This window comes from Streptomyces sp. NPDC088387 (assembly GCF_044753385.1).
Taxonomy (GTDB): Bacteria; Actinomycetota; Actinomycetes; order Streptomycetales; family Streptomycetaceae; genus Streptomyces.
Genome location: NZ_JBIVNC010000006.1, coordinates 464,872 through 480,967, shown reverse-complemented (window position 1 = coordinate 480,967; position 16,096 = coordinate 464,872). Strand labels below are relative to the sequence as shown.

General features: G+C 72.2%; 16 protein-coding genes. 4 read left to right on the top strand and 12 right to left on the bottom strand.

All coding sequences use genetic code 11. The features are described from left to right. Window positions 1–29: 29 nt before the first annotated feature. The 3 genes from ACIQAC_RS19040 to ACIQAC_RS19030 all read right to left on the bottom strand — a co-directional run bounded on the left by ACIQAC_RS19040 (window position 30) and on the right by ACIQAC_RS19030 (window position 2,630). The gene (locus ACIQAC_RS19040; RefSeq protein ID WP_402192489.1) at window positions 30–518 is read right to left on the bottom strand and encodes a carboxymuconolactone decarboxylase family protein; all 489 of its coding nucleotides are present in this window, start codon (window positions 516–518) and stop codon (window positions 30–32) included. Between the two features lie 2 nt (window positions 519–520). After that, a complete protein-coding gene (locus tag ACIQAC_RS19035) occupies window positions 521–1,597 on the bottom strand; it encodes a dihydrodipicolinate reductase (RefSeq protein ID WP_402192488.1) in 1,077 nt (358 codons plus the stop codon). A 340-nt stretch (window positions 1,598–1,937) separates the two neighbouring features. Further along, complete coding sequence (locus ACIQAC_RS19030; protein ID WP_402192486.1) at window positions 1,938–2,630, bottom strand: hypothetical protein; 693 nt, start codon at window positions 2,628–2,630, stop codon at window positions 1,938–1,940. A 120-nt stretch (window positions 2,631–2,750) separates the two neighbouring features. On the opposite strand from ACIQAC_RS19030, the gene ACIQAC_RS19025 reads away from it, so the two are divergent. Continuing rightward, window positions 2,751–3,200: an Lrp/AsnC family transcriptional regulator gene (locus ACIQAC_RS19025; RefSeq protein ID WP_402192483.1), complete on the top strand. Its 450-nt coding sequence runs from the start codon at window positions 2,751–2,753 to the stop codon at window positions 3,198–3,200. A gap of 24 nt (window positions 3,201–3,224) precedes the next feature. Here ACIQAC_RS19025 and ACIQAC_RS19020 read toward each other — a convergent pair whose 3' ends face one another. The 4 genes from ACIQAC_RS19020 to ACIQAC_RS19005 form a co-directional block, all read right to left on the bottom strand. Beyond that, entirely contained in the window at window positions 3,225–3,569 is a 345-nt protein-coding gene (locus ACIQAC_RS19020; RefSeq protein WP_402192481.1) for a hypothetical protein, read from the bottom strand. A 415-nt stretch (window positions 3,570–3,984) separates the two neighbouring features. Continuing rightward, a complete protein-coding gene (locus ACIQAC_RS19015) occupies window positions 3,985–6,069 on the bottom strand; it encodes an FUSC family protein (protein WP_402192478.1) in 2,085 nt (694 codons plus the stop codon). Between the two features lie 96 nt (window positions 6,070–6,165). After that, window positions 6,166–6,324, bottom strand: coding sequence for a hypothetical protein (locus ACIQAC_RS19010; RefSeq protein ID WP_402192476.1), 159 nt, complete (start codon window positions 6,322–6,324; stop codon window positions 6,166–6,168). Beyond that, window positions 6,321–6,830: a sensor histidine kinase gene (locus ACIQAC_RS19005; protein WP_402192474.1), complete on the bottom strand. Its 510-nt coding sequence runs from the start codon at window positions 6,828–6,830 to the stop codon at window positions 6,321–6,323. The genes ACIQAC_RS19010 and ACIQAC_RS19005 overlap by 4 nt, the downstream gene beginning before the upstream one ends. Before the next feature lie 141 nt (window positions 6,831–6,971). Between ACIQAC_RS19005 and ACIQAC_RS19000 the strand changes: the two genes are divergently transcribed. The 3 genes from ACIQAC_RS19000 to ACIQAC_RS18990 all read left to right on the top strand — a co-directional run bounded on the left by ACIQAC_RS19000 (window position 6,972) and on the right by ACIQAC_RS18990 (window position 10,086). After that, on the top strand, window positions 6,972–7,418 hold the full coding sequence (locus tag ACIQAC_RS19000) for a hypothetical protein (protein ID WP_402192472.1): 447 nt from the start codon (window positions 6,972–6,974) through the stop codon (window positions 7,416–7,418). A 33-nt stretch (window positions 7,419–7,451) separates the two neighbouring features. Next, window positions 7,452–8,006: a hypothetical protein gene (locus ACIQAC_RS18995; protein ID WP_402192470.1), complete on the top strand. Its 555-nt coding sequence runs from the start codon at window positions 7,452–7,454 to the stop codon at window positions 8,004–8,006. A 160-nt stretch (window positions 8,007–8,166) separates the two neighbouring features. Next, window positions 8,167–10,086, top strand: coding sequence for a maleylacetate reductase and hydroxyquinol 1,2-dioxygenase domain-containing protein (locus tag ACIQAC_RS18990; RefSeq protein WP_402192468.1), 1,920 nt, complete (start codon window positions 8,167–8,169; stop codon window positions 10,084–10,086). Window positions 10,087–10,092: 6 nt separating this feature from the next. On the opposite strand, the gene ACIQAC_RS18985 is transcribed toward ACIQAC_RS18990, so the two are convergent. The 5 genes from ACIQAC_RS18985 to ACIQAC_RS18965 form a co-directional block, all read right to left on the bottom strand. Beyond that, a complete protein-coding gene (locus ACIQAC_RS18985) occupies window positions 10,093–10,524 on the bottom strand; it encodes a DUF5959 family protein (protein ID WP_402192465.1) in 432 nt (143 codons plus the stop codon). A gap of 166 nt (window positions 10,525–10,690) precedes the next feature. Continuing rightward, window positions 10,691–12,514, bottom strand: coding sequence for a WD40 repeat domain-containing serine/threonine protein kinase (locus tag ACIQAC_RS18980; RefSeq protein WP_402192463.1), 1,824 nt, complete (start codon window positions 12,512–12,514; stop codon window positions 10,691–10,693). A 99-nt stretch (window positions 12,515–12,613) separates the two neighbouring features. After that, complete coding sequence (locus ACIQAC_RS18975; protein ID WP_402192461.1) at window positions 12,614–13,471, bottom strand: DMT family transporter; 858 nt, start codon at window positions 13,469–13,471, stop codon at window positions 12,614–12,616. Window positions 13,472–13,548: 77 nt separating this feature from the next. Beyond that, the gene (locus ACIQAC_RS18970) at window positions 13,549–14,274 is read right to left on the bottom strand and encodes a DinB family protein (protein WP_402192459.1); all 726 of its coding nucleotides are present in this window, start codon (window positions 14,272–14,274) and stop codon (window positions 13,549–13,551) included. A gap of 164 nt (window positions 14,275–14,438) precedes the next feature. Beyond that, the gene (locus ACIQAC_RS18965) at window positions 14,439–15,977 is read right to left on the bottom strand and encodes a CHAD domain-containing protein (protein ID WP_402192458.1); all 1,539 of its coding nucleotides are present in this window, start codon (window positions 15,975–15,977) and stop codon (window positions 14,439–14,441) included. Window positions 15,978–16,096: the final 119 nt, after the last annotated feature.

The window sequence follows — 16,096 nt, the reverse complement described above, 5'->3', positions numbered from 1 at the left end:
ATCCCGATCCCGCTCCCGCTCCTGGTGCGTCACCTGCCCTGGGCCGAGGGCAGCACACAGGCGGTGTCGAGACCCAGCACGTGGTTGAGCCGGCCGAACGCCAGCCACGAACCGATGCTCATGCTCAGCTCCACGATCTCCGCCTGGCTGTAGTGCGCCTTCATCCGGTCCCAGAACCCGTCGTCCAGGTTGTGGTGGTCGACCGCGTAGCGTTCCGCGTACTCGGCCGCGAGCCGGGTGCGGTCGTCGAAGACGTCCGTGGTCCGCCACTCGGCGACCGCGTCGAGGAACCCGTCCTCGACGGTCTCCCCGTCGCGCTCGGTACGCCAGTCCAGGCAGAACAGGCACCCGTTGATCTGCGCGATACGCAGCCGCGCGGCCTCGAACTCACGCAGTCCGAGGGTCGTGTACTCGTAGACGGACAGGGAGAAGTTGCTGGCGGCCTGGCCAATCCTGGGCACCATGTCGCCCCAGACGTACGGGATGGGCTCGGCGCCCTCGGGGATGTCGATCTGCATGATCACTTCTTTCCCAGTCTGCCCACCGCGGGGCGCAGCGGGACGTCGAGTGCGTCGAAGAGGCCCGGTTCGGCCTCGACGAGCCAGTCGATGGCGTTGACCAGCCGGCCGACCGCGGTCGCGTTGCCGCCGGCGGCCCGGTTCTCCCCCTCGTCCGTGGCCTCGACCGTGACCTCGATACGGGGGCGCCCTTCGATGATCACGCGATGGGCGCCCGCTCCCCCGTCGGGCGCGGTCGGCCAGTCCGGGGCACAGTCGGCGTGGATCCGGGTCACGTGCTCGATGACGATGCGGGGCTCGCCCTCGACCATGCCCTGCACCTCGAGGCGTACGGCTCCCTGGGTGCCGGCCGCGAACTCCCCCATCGTGCCGGTCACGACGGTCGCGTCGAGGGCGCGGCGGTCCAACGTCTCCTCGATACCGTCCAGTTCGGCACCGAGGGCCCGTGCCATCATCCGCAGCTGTCCGCCCCAGATCATGGTCGGAATGCCGTCGGCGAGCATCAGCGGCTGGTAGTCCAGCGGATGCCCCATGCCGATCAGCTGACGGACGGCTTCCTCCTGGTCGTAGGTCGAGTAGTCGAAGATCTCCTGGCAGCGGATCACGTCGATGTCGGAGCCCAGTCCGCTGACCAGGAGTGGCAGCACGTCGTTGGCCCAGCCCGGGTCGACACCCGACACGAACAGCGATCCGCCGCCGGCCTCGACGGCCTCCAGCAGTACGTCACGTATCTCCGGGGGTGCGTTTCGGCAGTCGTACATGCCGTACACGGACGGCGAGACGACCACCGCGCCGGCCCGCACGGCCCGGCCGATGTCCTCCAGGGCGCCGTCGAGACGCACGTCGCCGGAGGCCGCGTACACGACCGCGCGGGGGCCCGCCGAGAGTACGTGGTCCACGTCGTCCGTCGCCGGCACGCCGAGGTGCCGTCCCAGTCCGCTGAGCTCGCCCGCGTCCTTGCCGACCTTGGCGGGACTGGACACCAGCACGGCCACAAGGCTGAGCATCGGGTGCGCGTCGACGGCTCTGATGGCCGCACGCCCGACGTTGCCTGTGCCCCAAACCACCGTGGGAATCATGGCCGGAGGGTAACGATGCACCCCAAAACTTCCCATAGCCGTGCACGAGGAATCGCGCCCGGTGCGGGGCGATATCGCGGGTGGCCGTCGTCCGGGTGCCCGGGAGCGGACGAATTCGGTTGCGGTGGGGCCGGTGTGCCGGGTGGGGTGGACGCGTGGAGGGAGCCGGGGGGCGGGCGCGACGGTCGCCGACGAGAAGCGCGGCAGGCCGCCGAACACTCTCCCCGCACGCGGTGTCCATGTCCTCGCGCACATGTAGTTCATCATCGGGTGGGGTGCGACTCGGTGTATTGGACGAGAGTTCCCGCCGAGGTGGGCCGGGCGGACAGGGCTCGTGCCGTCAGCCTCCCGTTCCGGACGCGGCGAAGATCACGTAGAGCGTGAGCAGAAAGGCCAGGGTGCCCGGGGCCACGGTCATGGCGGCGCGCAGCATCGACGCGGTGGAGCGCGCGCCGGTCGAGTGGTGGGTCGAGACGGCCATCACGGCCAGCAGGACCGGGAGCGCGGCGAGGATGCCGCCGGTGAAGGCGCCGAGTGTGCCGGCGACGGTCACGGCGAGCAGGACCGTGGTGGCCGACACCGCCATCCGCACGGGTATGTCCCAGCCGTGCGCGCGGCGCGGCGGCCGGTCCTCGCAGGCAGGGGCGGGCCAGGTCCGCAGTCCGGCGAACGTCACGGCCAGGATCAGGGCCGCCGTGAGCCATACGTCCGTGCACACAGCCGCGAGCAGACCGGCGCCGGCCGCGCAGGCGAGGGCGGCCGCGAGGGTGCGGGACGGGCGCAGTGCGGGGGCGAGCCGCCCGTAGGCGAGGCAGAAGGACACCACGGCGAGTTGTGCGGCGATGTTGCCGTGCGCGGCGCGTGCGGCCGCGGTGCTTCCGCCGTCGCACCACATGAGGGCCAGGAACGGGCCCGACGTGGTCGGCGCGCCGAGCAGCAGCCCACCCCGGTGAGGGCCCGAACGCCGGGCGACGAGAGAGACGAGAAGGACAAGAGAGGGAGCCAGGACGGTCCGGAGGACCAGGATTTCCATACCTGCGATCCTGGTACGGATTACGCCGATTTAGGCTCGGACTTCTCGGCGCCAGGGCGGCTCTCACTGAGTAAATCTCGACCATCCGGTGGATTCGCCGAGTATCTGTAGCATGGCGTGATGGACCGTATCGACCGGCAGCTGCTCACGATCCTCCTCGCCGACGGCCGCGCGACCTATCAGGAGCTGGGTCGTCAGGTGCAGCTGTCGGCCAACACCGTCGCCGACCGGGTACGGCGGCTCCAGGCGTCCGGCGTCGTCCGCGGCTACCGGGCCGACCTGAACCTGGCGGCGTTCGGCCGCGGGCTGGAGCTGCTCAGTGACGTGCGACTGCGTGAGGGCGTGGACCGCACCGCCTTCGAGACCGAGCTGCACCAGGTGCCGCAGGTGGTCGGCGCGATGCGGCTGACCGGGGACTACGACTACCAGTTGCGGATGGCGTGCACCGACGCCCGGGAGTTCGAGACGGTCATCGACCGCCTCAAGGCCGACTTCGGCGTACGGGAGTTGCGCAGCCGGCTGCTCCTGCACGAGGTGCCACTGGGTCCGGACCGTGCACTGGAGCCCTGACGGGCCGGCGTGGGGTGGGTGGGGCTACGAGGCGCTCGGCGCGACGGAGGGACCGATGCCGGTCAGCTCCTCGATGGTGCCGCCGAGCTTGGTGCGGAACTGCTCCAGCATCTCCGGTTCCTTCGCGCTGACGATCCACCGCGTGCCGACGAGGTACTTGCCGCCGTAGACGGCCGCCGAGTCCAGCCAGGACCGCTTGTACTTCTCCTCCGGGAAGGTCGTGATGAGGTAGTCGACCTTCTCCGTGTGGCAGATGCCCTGCCGCAGTTCGTCGGCGTCGATCCGGATCTCCGGCTTGCAGCCGGTGAGGTTGGCGATCACCTCCACCTTGGCCGGCGCCACGGCCGCGGCCTCGGGGGCGGCGGTCACCTCGGAAGCATCTGACGCCTTGGACGTCTTGAGATCCGCGGCGGCGTCGTCTCCTCCGCTGCACGCCGTCACCAACGGCAGGAGCAACAGGATCCCCAACACCGCGGCCCCACGCGCCAGTTGCGCGCTGGACCGGGGACGACGGCTGCGGTCTCGGGTGTACTGCTGCGGCACGTGGCCTCTCCGTATCGGGACGTTCCGAACTCCTGCTGCCCGCACGAACGGGCCGGCTTACGCCTGGAGATACGGCTGCCCGGGAGCCACTGTTCACCGCGCGCGCCATCTTGCACGGGTCCGACGCGTTCACGACCCTGCTGTCCGAGACGTGGCCCACCACGCCTCCCCACTTCCTCGCCTGGAGGCGTTGCGCTTGGGTTTCCGCACGGGGACGACCTGGAGTCGGCGCATCCGGCCCTTACGCGTGTGTGCCGGTCGTGGCTTCGAGGTCGGTGGCGAGGGCGTGGAGCCAGACGTCCAGGTCGACCAGGGGGGCCAAGGACGCCGGTGGGACGCTGGGCGTGATCTCCCTTGAAAGCGGCGGGAGTTGGATGCGGAGTGCGTCCTGCGAGAAGTCGGCCGCGCGGGTCGCGGCCCTCGCCAGTTCGTCGGCGGCCTCAACCGCCCAGCGCAGTACGCCGGGTGACAAATGTGCCTCGCCCTCCCAGCGGGGCAGCCAGTACGCGCCGACCAGTACGCGGGAGCCGTAGTTGAGGGCGGCGAGCCAGTCCGGGGCGCCCTCGGCCGTGGGGGGTGTGGCGTCGGCGCCGTACTGGGCGTAGGCGGCCTCGGCGATGTGCAGCCGGTGCTGGATCAGCCGCAGTGATCCGTCGTCGGCCTGCGCGCGGGGGCCGGCCACGGCGTCGGCGGTGGCCCGTACCAGCGGCCCGGTGGCCCGCAGCAGCATCGCCACGCTCCGCCGGATCTCGGCCCGCGCCCCGGAGGGCCAGGCGAGCACACCGCACACCAGCCCGATCGCGCTGCCGGTCAGCACATCGGCGAGCCGGACCTCCGCGAGATGCCAAGTCACGGGTGAGAGCTGGGCGAACGCCATCGACACGACCAGGGTGAACAGCCCCTGCGCCCAGGCCGGTCCGCCGACCGGGCCGACCGAGAAGGCCACGAGCATGGTCGGCAGCAGCAGCCACTCGTACACCGCCGTGGTGTCTCCCGCAGCGATCATGAGCACACCGGCGGCGACCGCGCCGACCAGCGTCCCGGTGGCGGCCGAGCGGACCGCGGCCCAGGTGGCGCCCGCCGTGGTGCGGCCGAGGGTGAGGACGCTCAGCAACACCCAGAATCCGTGCGAGAGGTCGAGCGACCCGGCCACCAGACGGGCGAACGCCAGGCCGAGGGCGATCCGGACGGCGTTCTGGAAGACGACGGACCGCCGGGTGAGGTTGCCGGTGACGCGGACGGACCAGAGCCGGGCCGGCGACACGTCGGCGTACCAGAACTGCTCGTGGGGCAACCCGGGAACCCGCTGGTGGGAGCCGGTCGCCAGGCCGACGGCCGTACGCGCGGTCACGGCGGAGATCGCGACCGTCAGCACGGTCGACTGCCGCCGCATACGTTCGTGCGAGCCGTCCCCGCCACGGCCGGGAGCACCGCTCAGCTCGGCCAGGAACCGGTGAGTCATCTCCTCGATCAGTTCGGGACCGGCGACGGCGTGTCCACCGCGCAGGACACCCGCCGTGTCCGTGCAGGTCGCCGCCACGCCGTGCAGCAGGGTCGCCGAGGCCATGTCCCCCGGCGCGGGGGGAAGTTCGGCGACGGCGGCGAGCTGGTTCAGCAGACGGCGGGTCGCCGAACCTGCCTGGGCCAGCGCGCGGTCCGTCCGTCCCGCCCCGGTGGGCCGGCTGCCGGGCGCCTGGTGGGAGAAGCGCAGCTCCCGTCCGGCCGCCCGCAGCCGCGCGGCCCACCCTGCGTCCACGACTCCGCCGCGCGCTGCCTCGGTCGCGGCCCGGGCGGCGAGGTCCAGAGCGTCGGCCAGCCGGTCGGGATACGACGGCCGTGCCGGCTCCGGGAGCAGCCACCGCTCGCACAGGATGAGCAGCGCCGCCCCGACGGCCAGCCCGGTCAACCGGTCCGGCAGGGTGTCGGGCGCGTAGGGCGGGAAGCACGCCAGGATGTAACAGAGCTGGAGCCCGGGGACCACGGCGGCCAACCGGGGCGCACACGAGGCGGCGAAGGGCAGCACGAACCCCACAACGAACATGCCGGCGGCGGCCGACCAGGTCGCCACCGCGAGCGCCGTACCGAGGGTGACCAGTACGGCGGCGGTCGGTACGGCCCGCAGCACCGCGCCCGCACGTCGGCGGCCGGAGCCCGGCAGCGGCGAGAGAACCCCGAACGCGATGACCGCGAACAGGGCGTAGACACCGGCGACGGGCCGGTCCAGCAGGTGTACCGCCGGGTAGAAGCCGGCCGTCGACGCGACGGTGACCCGTAGCGCTCGCCGGCCCGCGCCCCGGAATTCGGCGGGCGACGGCAGCTTCGGCATGAGCGCTTCCTCTCCGGTGACCCGGCGGCCGGGCCCGTCACCACGGAGGACCGGTCACCACGGGCCCCGCACCACGGGGGTCCGCGTGGCGACACATCATGCCGAGCCGCGGCCCCGGAGCGGGTGGGCCGCACCCGGGTCCGGCACGGGACCGCCCGACCAGCCCACCACGGTCAGGTCGGGCTGGGTCCGGAGCATCATGCGCAGCCCGGCCCGCGTCAGTTCCTCGTCATCGGCCAGCAGAACACGAATCACAACGGCTCCTCCAAGCGCACGGTGGCGTCAGGGGCGCCGGCGCCGGGAGCGGTGGTGTCAGGGGCGGTGGCGCCGGGAGCGGTGGTACCACGGGTGGTCGCCTCACGGTTGGTGACCCCCATGGTCGGGATGGTCGCTACGACGCTCCAACCGCCGCCGCCCGCCACCGGCCACCCCGGCTCTCCTCCCCCCACAGCCGTGCCGTCATCCACGACCCGCACCACCACACTCCCCCCGAGGGCACCGACCTCGACGGCGGCCACCGCGTGTGTCGGCCGCGCATGGCGTACGACGTTGGTGAGTGACTCCTGCACGAGCCGCCCGACGGTCTCCGCGACCGCACCGGCGAGCCCACGCAGCAACTCCGGCTCCGGCAGCCGCAGTTCGACGGTGACGTCGGCGGGCAAGCGGCCCACCAGGCCACGCAGCCCGGCACCGAGGTCGTACGGGTCCTCGGGCCAGGGTGTGCCGGTCAGCAGGCCCAGGATCCGGTCGAGGTCGGTCATGGCGTCCCCGGCCGGCCGCGGTGGGCACGAAAACGCCTTGCTGACGCAGGTGTTGGGGCGGAACCGTTTCCTTGGGCGCCGCGTGTCCTCCTTCGCGGAAGGTGGTTCCACGCCGCGGAACCGTCGGTGAAGGGGGAAGCCGTGGGAGAGGTACGCGAGGGGGCACGGGCAGGGGCATGGGCCGTCGGCGGGATCGTCGGCCTGGCGGTGCTGTACGTGGTCGGGGTGTTCGCCTTCGGCGGCGCGGGATGGATCACCGCCCCCTTCCGCGGTGAGGCGGACGAGCGCGAGAACACCGTGGCCTCGGGCGAGTTCCGGCAGAGCACGTACGAGGAGTTCTTCGATCTGTGCGAGGCCGTGCAGAACGCCGAGGGGACGATCCAGGCGCTCCAGGACGAGCGGAAGACCGCCTCGGAGACCCGTGCCTCGCAGATCGACCAGTCGATCACCGCGCTGAAGGTGACACGGATCGAGTCGGTCAACGACTACAACTCCAAGGCCGCCCAGGAGCATCGCGCGCCCTTCCGCGACAAGGACCTTCCGTACCGGCTGGACGCCGCCGCCGAGCACACGACGTGCACCAACTGATCCCCGCCGCATTCCGGGAAGAGGGCAGCACCCATGAAGAAGTTCGCACGTATGACCATGGCCACCGTCATCGCGCTCGTTGTGGGCGTCGGCCTGACGTCCTGCACCGACTCCAGCCAGGACAAGGAGAACAAGGCCAAGCAGGCGGGCTACGACCATCTCGTGGCCCAGCAGCCCGCGGGCCGGATGGAGTACTCGCCGACTCGTGAGGCGATCAACCAGTGGGTCAAGACGTGGGGGAAGCGGGGCAAGCTCTCGTACGTCTACATACAGAACGCCAATGGCGAGTACGGGTACTTCATCATGAAGGGGCTGCCGGTGCCGCGCTGCAAGATGCTCACTCCGACGGAGCGAGTGGAGTCCACCAGCAACGGCGTGGCGGTGCTCTCCCAGCCGGGCATGGACGGCACGTACACCACGGGGTCCACCTGCAACGCGTACTACGGCTTCGACGCGACGACGAACGCGTACATGGAGTTCACCGTCGGCACCAACCAGTCGTTCTTCCTGTTCGACAAGCCCATGACGATGCCGGAGTACGCCAGCGCCAAGCAACTGGGACCGACGTCGGTGAAGGACGTCGACTAGCGGCGCCGGTCGCCAGACCGACGGCGTTGATCGCCGCCGACGGGCCCGGCACGCGGATCGTCAAAGATCGGGTGTGAAGCGGCCCGGCACCGCGCGGCCCGGCACCGCGGGCCGACAGACTGGCCGTGGACGGCAAGACGCTCCTGGAAGGAAGCAACCCATGTTCACCTACTCGGCCAATCCGGTGCGTGTGGTGTTCGGCAGCGGCACGGTGGCGTCGCTGCCGGAGGAGGTACGGCGGCTGGGGGCGCGCCGGGTGCTGCTGCTGGGCGGGCGCTCACTGGCCGCGCAGGCCGACCGGATCGCGGAGGACCTCGGTGACCTGCTGGCGGCGCGCTTCGACGGGGCCACGATGCACACGCCCGTCGCCGTGACCGAGCGCGCGCTGGAGGTCGTGGCCCGCGCGGACGCCGACTGTGTCGTCGCCCTGGGCGGCGGTTCCGCCACCGGTCTCGCGAAGGCGATCGCGCTGCGCACGGATCTGCCGCAGATCATCGTGCCGACGACGTACGCCGGGTCCGAGATGACGCCGGTGGTCGGGCAGACCGCCGACGGGCACAAGACCACGCAGTCGTCGCCGAAGGTGCTGCCCGAGGTCGTGGTGTACGACGTCGACCTCACCCTGGGTCTTCCGGTCACGGTGTCGCTCACCAGCGGGATCAACGCCATGGCGCACGCGGTGGAGGCCCTGTACTCCCCCGACGCCAATCCGGTCGTCGACCGGTTCGCGCTGGAGGCGATCCGGCTGCTGGCCTCCGCCCTGCCCCGGATCGCCGTGGAGCCGGCCGACCGGGACGCACGGACGGACGCCCTGCACGCCGCGTGGCTCGCGGGTACCTGTCTCGGCTCCGTGGGCATGGCCCTGCATCACAAGCTGTGCCACACCCTGGGCGGCAGCTTCGGTCTGCCGCACGCCGAGACGCACACGGTGGTGCTGCCGTACGCGATGGCGTACAACGCCGCGGGCGCCCCGGACGCGATGCGGCGGATCGCGGAGGCGCTGGGCGCGCCCGACGCGGCCACCGGCGTGTACGACCTGATCGCAGGGCTGCCGGTGCCGCACTCACTGGCCGGGCTGGGGCTCGCGGAGGTGGACCTCGCGAAGGCGGCCGGGCTCGCCGTCGCACAGCCCTATCCGAATCCCCGGCCCGTGACGAGGGACGGCGTCGAGGACCTGCTGCGCCGGGCACGGGCCGGCAGCCGCCCCGCCGCCGCCCACGGCACCCCGCCGGATCTGCGCCCGCTGACCACGCAGGTGGTGGAGAGCTTCGCGGCCGCCCCCGACGCCCGGCTGCGGTCGCTGATGCAGGAGTTGGTCCGCACCCTGCACTCCTACGTGGTGCGCACCGACCTCACCCAGCAGGAGTGGGAGTACGCCATTGGCTTCCTCACCCGCACCGGGCACATCACGACCGACACCCGCCAGGAGTTCATCCTGCTCTCCGACACACTCGGTGTGTCGAGCGTGGTCGACGTCCTCACCAACTCCCGTACACCCGACACCACCCCCTCGGCCGTCCTCGGCCCCTTCTACGTCCAGGGGCCGCCCGAGACCGAACAGGGCGCGGACCTCGCCGACGGCCTGCCCGGCACCCCGTTGTGGACGGACGTCCGTGTGACCGACCCGGAGGGCGTCCCCGTGGCGGACGCGGTCGTGGACGTGTGGCAGTCCAACGCGGACGGTTTCTACGACGTACAACTCCCGGACGTCGACGGCCCGGTGCTCCGCGCCCGTTTCCGTACGGACGGCGACGGCCGGCTCAGGTTCTGGACAATCCTGCCCTCGCCCTACCCGATCCCGGCCGACGGCCCGGTGGGACAGATGCTCGACGCGGTGGCGCGGCACCCGTTCCGGGCGCCGCATCTGCACTTCATGATCGCCAAGGACGGCTTCCGGACCCTTGTCACCCAGTTGTTCGTCCGCGGCGGCGACTATCTCGACTCGGACACCGTCTTCGGGGTGAAGGACGGTCTTGTCGTCGGCTTCGAGGAGCAGTCGGGCGAGGCCCCCGACGGACGCACGCCGAAGGAGGGATGGCGCCGCCTGGACTTCACCTTCCGGATCTCACCGGCCGGGTGACGGTGGTCAGTTGTCGGGCAGGGGCCAGGTCTCGCGCACCTTGTCCAGGCGTCGGTACGCGTCGTCGAACCACTTGTCGCTCAGGGGCATGGCCATCGACACGGTCGTCAGCGGCCCCTGGTCCTCCCTGACGCTGACCCGGCAGCCGTGGTTGTGCTCGTCGAGATCGATGAACAGGGTGGGCATGGGCGACTTCTCGCACCAGGCGATGTCGTACCCGGCGTCGAGCGCGTCGAGTGCCTGCTGCCATTCGTCCAGGTCGTGGCCGTCGATCAGGGAGGTGATCGTGCCGCCGACGAATCGGCCCTCGACCCGGAACTCCGCGTTGAGGTAGTCCCTCCCGCCGGAGTTCTGGGCCACGTCCCTGCCGGTGATCCGGAGGGTGATGGCATTGCCGCCACCCTCGATACGGATCAGTTCCATCGGCTCCTCGGCCATCGGGTCCCCTCCCGGCTCACGCGTGTTCTCGAAACACTATCCGGCGACAGGCGCGGAGGGGGACGGAGGGCCGCCCGCCCTCTTCGGAGACCCGCCCTCTTCAGGGACCCGCCCTCTTCGGGGACCGCCCTCTTCGGGGACCGCCCTCTTCGGGAACCCGCTCTCGTCAGGGAACCCGCCAGAGTCGGATCACCCGGTCCTGCCCGCCGCTGGCCAGCGTTCGGCCGTCGGGGGCGAAGGCCAGGCCGTGGGCCGGGCCCACATGCCCCTCCAGGGCGAGGAGTCGCGCACCCGTGCCGGTGTCCCAGAGGCAGATCGCGCCGTCCATGGCACCGGTGGCGAGGATCCGGCCGTCGGGGCTGAAGGCCAGGCCCGCCGAACCCTGCGGCGGCCCCTCCAGGACCCGTAGATCCTCGCCGTCGCGGGCGTCCTTGAGCCGCGCCACGCCGTCACCGCGGACGGTCGCCAGCAGACGGCCGTCGGGACTGAACGCGACGCTCGTGTACGGGGTCCGGCCGGGAATCTTCCACCGGGGCTGTCCGGTCGGAACGTGCCACATCCGGGTGGTCCTGGACTGGCCGCCCCCGACGACGTCGCGCCCGTCGGGGCTGAACGCCACCGAAGTGACCCAGCCCCCGGGCCACTTCATGACATGGCCGGGTTCGCCGGTGCCCGCGTCCCACAACCGGATCGCGCCGTCGCTGCCGCCGGTGGCGACCGTGCCGCCGTCGGGGCTGAACGCGACGCAGCCGACCGAGGAGGCCCATCCCGGGTACTTCACCGAGAGGCGTTCGTCGCCCGTCCGCGCGTCCCACAGCCGCAGGTACCTGCCGCACCCGGTGGCGATGGTGGCGCCGTCGGGGGCGAAGGCGACGGCCGCCCGGAGGCTGGTGCCCATGGGCAGCGGGCTGCGCGGTTCTCCGCTGTCCGTGTCCCAGAGCCGTACGACCTTGTCCCAGCTCCCTGTCACGAGGGTGCGGCCGTCGGGGCTGAAGTCGAGGAAGTACACCTCGCTGCGGTGGCCGTCGAGCGTGCGGTACGGGTCGCTCCGGAGGGGCCGGGTCGCGGGGCGGGAGGTCACAACTGCCGTGTCGGCGAAGGCCGTTGAGTCGACAGGCGTCGGCGCGGGGTCTGGGTCGGCCGGCGGCGGCGCGTCGGCCGGGAGCCCGGCGGTCGTCCCGCTCAGCTCGTCCGCGACGGTCCTCGCGTCCGGCCGCTCCGCCGGGTCCTTCGCGAGCAACGCGGCTACCAGGTCCGTGAGTTGCTCCGGCAGGTCGGGGCGCAGCTCGCGCAGCGGCCGGGGCTCCTCCTCCAGGTGCTGGTGCATCAGGGCGAACACCGGTGCGTCCGCCGGGAACGGTGGGTGGCCGGCAAGGAGTTCGTACAGGACGCAGCCCAGGGCGTACAGGTCGGCGCGGGCGTCGACGTCCTGGGCGCGCCACTGCTCGGGCGCCATGTAGAGCGGGGTGCCGATGATGCCTCCGGTCGTGGTCAGGGCCACGGAGGCGTGGGTCGAGCGGGCGATGCCGAAGTCACAGATCTTCACGTGGTCGCCGGGCTGCACAAAGAGGTTGCCCGGCTTGAGGTCGCGGTGGACGACTCCGGACCGGTGCGCGGCGTCCAGTGCCCGAGCGGTCTGGGCGACCAGGTTCAGGGTCCGCTCGACCGGCAGGGTGCCGGGGTGGGCGGCCAGCAGGTGGGCGAGATCCTGACCGCGCAGGAGTTCCATGACGATGAACAGGAACGAGTTGTGCTCGCCGGCGTCGTGCACGACGGTGATGCCCGGGTGCTGGAGTCCGGCGAGGGTGGACGCCTCGCGGTGGAACCGGCGTACCGCCGCCGGGCCGACCGGTGTCGGCAGCACCTTCACCGCCACGTCACGGCGGAGGACGGAGGAGTCGCGGCCCATCCAGACCTCGCCCATGCCGCCGCGGCCGAGCAGTTCCGTCAGGTGGTAGCGGCCCGCGAGTGTCAGACCGGACAGCTCCATGCCCACTCCTCGTCGGCGCCTGCGCTCAGGTGTCGCGACGCTCCTCCGCCGCTGCGGGCCACGCTACAACTCCCCCGGCGGCCCCCGCCCGTCCCGGTGTCAGCGCACCACGTCGTCGAGTTGGGGCACCACCTGCGTCAGCCGGACCACACCCCACAGGATCAGTCCCGCGCCGATCGTCTCGGGGAGGAGCCACCAGCCCGTGCGGATGGTCTCGTCGAACAGGGCGACGCCCAGGAGCAGGCTCACCGCCGCGTCGCCGACGGTCAGCGCGGGCTGTGACGCGGCGAGGGGACCGGCCTGTAGGGCGTTCTCCAGCAGCAGGAGTGCGGCGATCCCGGTGAGCGCGAAGCCGTAGGTCTGCCAGGCGGTGAGGAAGCCCGTCAGGCCCGCGTCCGTGTAGCGGCCGGTGGCCGACTTGAGGAGGGCGGCGGTGAGTGCGTTGCCGATCGCGGCACTGGCCGCCAGGGCCGCGGCCCGGAACAGCGGCGAGGGCACGGTCCGTACGAGCAGCACCGCGGCGGCCATCGCGCCGAGGGTGAGGGCCAGGGCGGGGACCCAGCGTTCCATGGAGGCCTGCTGCTTGGTGCCGGCCGGGGCCGCCGCGGCGAGCAGGAGCACCAGGCCGGCGACCACACCGGTGACCGCCCACCATCCGTCGACGCCGAGCCGCCGGCCCAGGAGGGGCACCGCGATGACCAGCGCGATCGGCAGTTCCAGGATGAAGACGGGCTGGACGAGCGCCATCGGGCCGTTGACCAGGGCGAGGGCCTGGAACAGTGCCGCCGCGGTGACACCGACGATGCCGATGGCCCAGGCGGGCCGGCGCACTAGCGCGAGCAGCAGACGTACCCCGCCGCCCTGGGAGACCGTGGCCGCGGCCTTGCGCTGGTACGCCGTGCCCGCCGCGTTGCTCACGGCGCCGAGGACGGCGAAGAGCACGGCCAGCAGCATCATGTGTCCACCATGCCTCCCGCGGGCCCGGGGCTCACTTCGGCCGGGGCACCCGCCGGATCACGGCCGATCACGGCCGATCACGCCCGGGAATGCTCCGTGAAGCGTTTCCGCCACAGGTCGCGCAGCAGGGCGATCTCCGCCATGTGGTGGATGAACTCCAGGTTGGCGCCCCACAGCACCCCGGAGAAGGGTTCGTCGGGGTCGGAGCCGTAGGGGTACTGCGAGAAGCCGACCGTGTCGAGCTGCTCGTCGGTGACCGTGGCGACGCTGTCGCGCCAGCGGTCCATCAGCGCCCAGAAGTGCTCGACCGCCTCGGCCGCGGAGGGTGTGAAGTCGACCAGCTGCTTCGGTTCGTGCCGTCGCTCGCCGAAGGTCCACTCCCAGCCGCCGGCGAAGCAGAAGTGCAGATGTCCCAGGCGCCAGGCGATGGTGGTGACCGGCGAGTCGTCGGGCTCCGTCGGGCCGCTGTGGGCGAGGACCTCCTCGACCCGTGCGACGCTGACGCTCCAGTCCTCGGCCACCTTGGCGACGGTCATACCGCCGGCCACCTGGCGGGCGACCTCGGCGTACTCGCTCGCGGGAATCTCCGGGGCGCCCTGGTCGAGCACCCACTCCCCCGGCCCGAACGCCCGGGGCGTCACAGCCTCGGCCCGGCGCCGGACCGACCAGCAGCCGGCCACCGGCTCCCAGAGGAACTCCTCGTCGCCGAGTCCCGCCAGCCGTACCTCGGCCGTCTCCCTCGCGCAGTCAAACTGGTCGAGCAGCAGCCCCAACCGGCCGCTGCCCACACGCTCAGTCCCCATACCCGGCCCCCGTCATACCCGGCCCCCGTCATACCCGGCCCCGTCGCGGTCGTGTCCCTCGTACTGCTGGGGCGGAGGCTAGCGGCTGCCGCACGGCCGGCGCGACGGATTTCCGAGGCGCCGCGCCGCGCCGGGCCCGGCGCGGGCGACCGGGGCCTGCCCCGTCAGGGGCGCAGTGCCTTGCGGCGGGCCGCCGCGCGGGCGCGGCTCCAGGCTTCGGGGAGCTGCCGTTCACGGGCCCGGGACTCGGTGCGCTCCTGGCCGTACAGGAGACCCCAGGTGAAGCCGGCCTCGCCCGAGACCTGGGCGGAGACCGCCAGGTCGCGCAGGGTGTCGCGGGCCACGACGCTGTCGTGCTGGGCGCCGCTGACCTCCTGTAGGGCCTTGACGCGCTTGCCGAGGCGGCGGGCGGGCTTGCCGAGGGCCGGGCGGGCGGCCTCGGCGCCGTAGCGGAGCCGCTTGGCGGCCTTGCGGGCGTGGTGGATCGCGGCGTCACGCTCGGGTCCCGCGGGCTTGTCGAGCGCGGGTTCCATCCGCCGCACAAGCCGGTCGCGTTCCTTCAGGAGCGCCTTGAGCAGGACCTTCTTGGGCTTCCCCGCCGCCTTGGCACGCAGCGGCGGGGCGTCGGTGAGCGCCTTCAGCCCCTCCAGGAGGTTCAGGTAGCGGGGTGAGGCGAGCGCGTCGAGGGTGCGGCGCCTGCCTTCGGCCGACTGTGCCGCGTCCCAGGCCTGGAGCCGGGCGCCGACGGGGCCGAGGACCAGTTCGGCGGGGAGTTCCCGGACGCCGGACGTCAGCCGTTCCCGCAGCACCTCGTGGTCGCGTTCGGCGCCCAGCTCGCGGGCGAGCCACCGCAGGTCCGCGCGGATCGGGTCGGTGACCTTGCGGTCGAGTACGGAGCGGTAGGTGCGCAGGCTGCCGCGGAGCCGGCGGGACGTGGTGCGCATGCGGTGCACGGCGTCGGGCGCGTCCCGGCGGACGGCCGGGTCGAGGTCCCTGAGGTCGTCGGCGAGCCGGGCCACATGGGCCAGCACGTGCTCACCGGCGGACCCCGCGGCGGTCCGGGCGCTGCGGCCGGGTGTGCGCTCCAGCCTGGGTGTGGTCTCCCGCAGGGCGCGGACCACCTTGGCGGGGCTGTGCGTGCGGGCGATGCCGTTCTTGCGGAGCACCTTCTCGATGCCGTCCAGGAGCGCGGGGTCGCCGGCGTCGGCGAGCTCGATCTCCATCTCCGTCCAGAGCGTCTGTCCGCCGTCGTCGAGCAGTGAGTCGGCGTGCGCCGCGTCCAGGCTCAGCTCGGCCAGGACGTCGCCGTCGGCGTCGAGGAGCCGGCGCAGGGAGCGGGTGGAGCGGATGCGCACCACCGGGCGCAGCGGCGCCCCGCGGGTCCGGGAGAGGGTGAGCTCGCGGAGTTCGTCGGGTACGTCGTCCGAGGCCGGCGGCGCCTGGATCTCCTCCCGGCTGTCGTCCGACAGAGGCAGCTTCAGATGCCAGCCGGCGTCGGTACCGCCGGTCCTGCGGCGCAGGGACGCGCTGCTGCGGGTCAGCCGCAGGTCGTCGGTGTCGTAGTAGACCGCGTCCAGATCCTGCGTTCCGCCCTCTGCCAGCGAGGCGATGGGGGCGACGCCGGTCAGGTCGGGCAGCCAGGAGATGTCGTCGGCCGCGGGCGCCGCGTACTTGCGTTCGGTCTCTTGAGTCGACTTGGCCATACATGGCCCGTAGGCGTATTCGCCGAGCTCAAACCCGTACGGACCACACTTTCCGTGCGGGGGTACGACGTGACCCCGGGCCCCGCTGTGTGCGGGGCCCGGGGTCGGGGTCGGTCTGG

Excerpts from the sequence above, each read along its gene's own strand:
- ACIQAC_RS18970 (WP_402192459.1), bottom strand. The coding sequence starts at position 14,274 with ATGGGGACTGAGCGTGTGGGCAGCGGCCGGTTGGGGCTGCTGCTCGAC.
- ACIQAC_RS19015 (WP_402192478.1), bottom strand. The coding sequence starts at position 6,069 with ATGCCGAAGCTGCCGTCGCCCGCCGAATTCCGGGGCGCGGGCCGGCGA.
- ACIQAC_RS18995 (WP_402192470.1), top strand. The coding sequence starts at position 7,452 with ATGAAGAAGTTCGCACGTATGACCATGGCCACCGTCATCGCGCTCGTT.
- ACIQAC_RS18975 (WP_402192461.1), bottom strand. The coding sequence starts at position 13,471 with ATGATGCTGCTGGCCGTGCTCTTCGCCGTCCTCGGCGCCGTGAGCAAC.
- ACIQAC_RS19025 (WP_402192483.1), top strand. The coding sequence starts at position 2,751 with ATGGACCGTATCGACCGGCAGCTGCTCACGATCCTCCTCGCCGACGGC.
- ACIQAC_RS19040 (WP_402192489.1), bottom strand. The coding sequence starts at position 518 with ATGCAGATCGACATCCCCGAGGGCGCCGAGCCCATCCCGTACGTCTGG.
- ACIQAC_RS18965 (WP_402192458.1), bottom strand. The coding sequence starts at position 15,977 with ATGGCCAAGTCGACTCAAGAGACCGAACGCAAGTACGCGGCGCCCGCG.
- ACIQAC_RS19035 (WP_402192488.1), bottom strand. The coding sequence starts at position 1,597 with ATGATTCCCACGGTGGTTTGGGGCACAGGCAACGTCGGGCGTGCGGCC.
- ACIQAC_RS18990 (WP_402192468.1), top strand. The coding sequence starts at position 8,167 with ATGTTCACCTACTCGGCCAATCCGGTGCGTGTGGTGTTCGGCAGCGGC.
- ACIQAC_RS19030 (WP_402192486.1), bottom strand. The coding sequence starts at position 2,630 with ATGGAAATCCTGGTCCTCCGGACCGTCCTGGCTCCCTCTCTTGTCCTT.
- ACIQAC_RS19005 (WP_402192474.1), bottom strand. The coding sequence starts at position 6,830 with ATGACCGACCTCGACCGGATCCTGGGCCTGCTGACCGGCACACCCTGG.
- ACIQAC_RS18980 (WP_402192463.1), bottom strand. The coding sequence starts at position 12,514 with ATGGAGCTGTCCGGTCTGACACTCGCGGGCCGCTACCACCTGACGGAA.
- ACIQAC_RS18985 (WP_402192465.1), bottom strand. The coding sequence starts at position 10,524 with ATGGCCGAGGAGCCGATGGAACTGATCCGTATCGAGGGTGGCGGCAAT.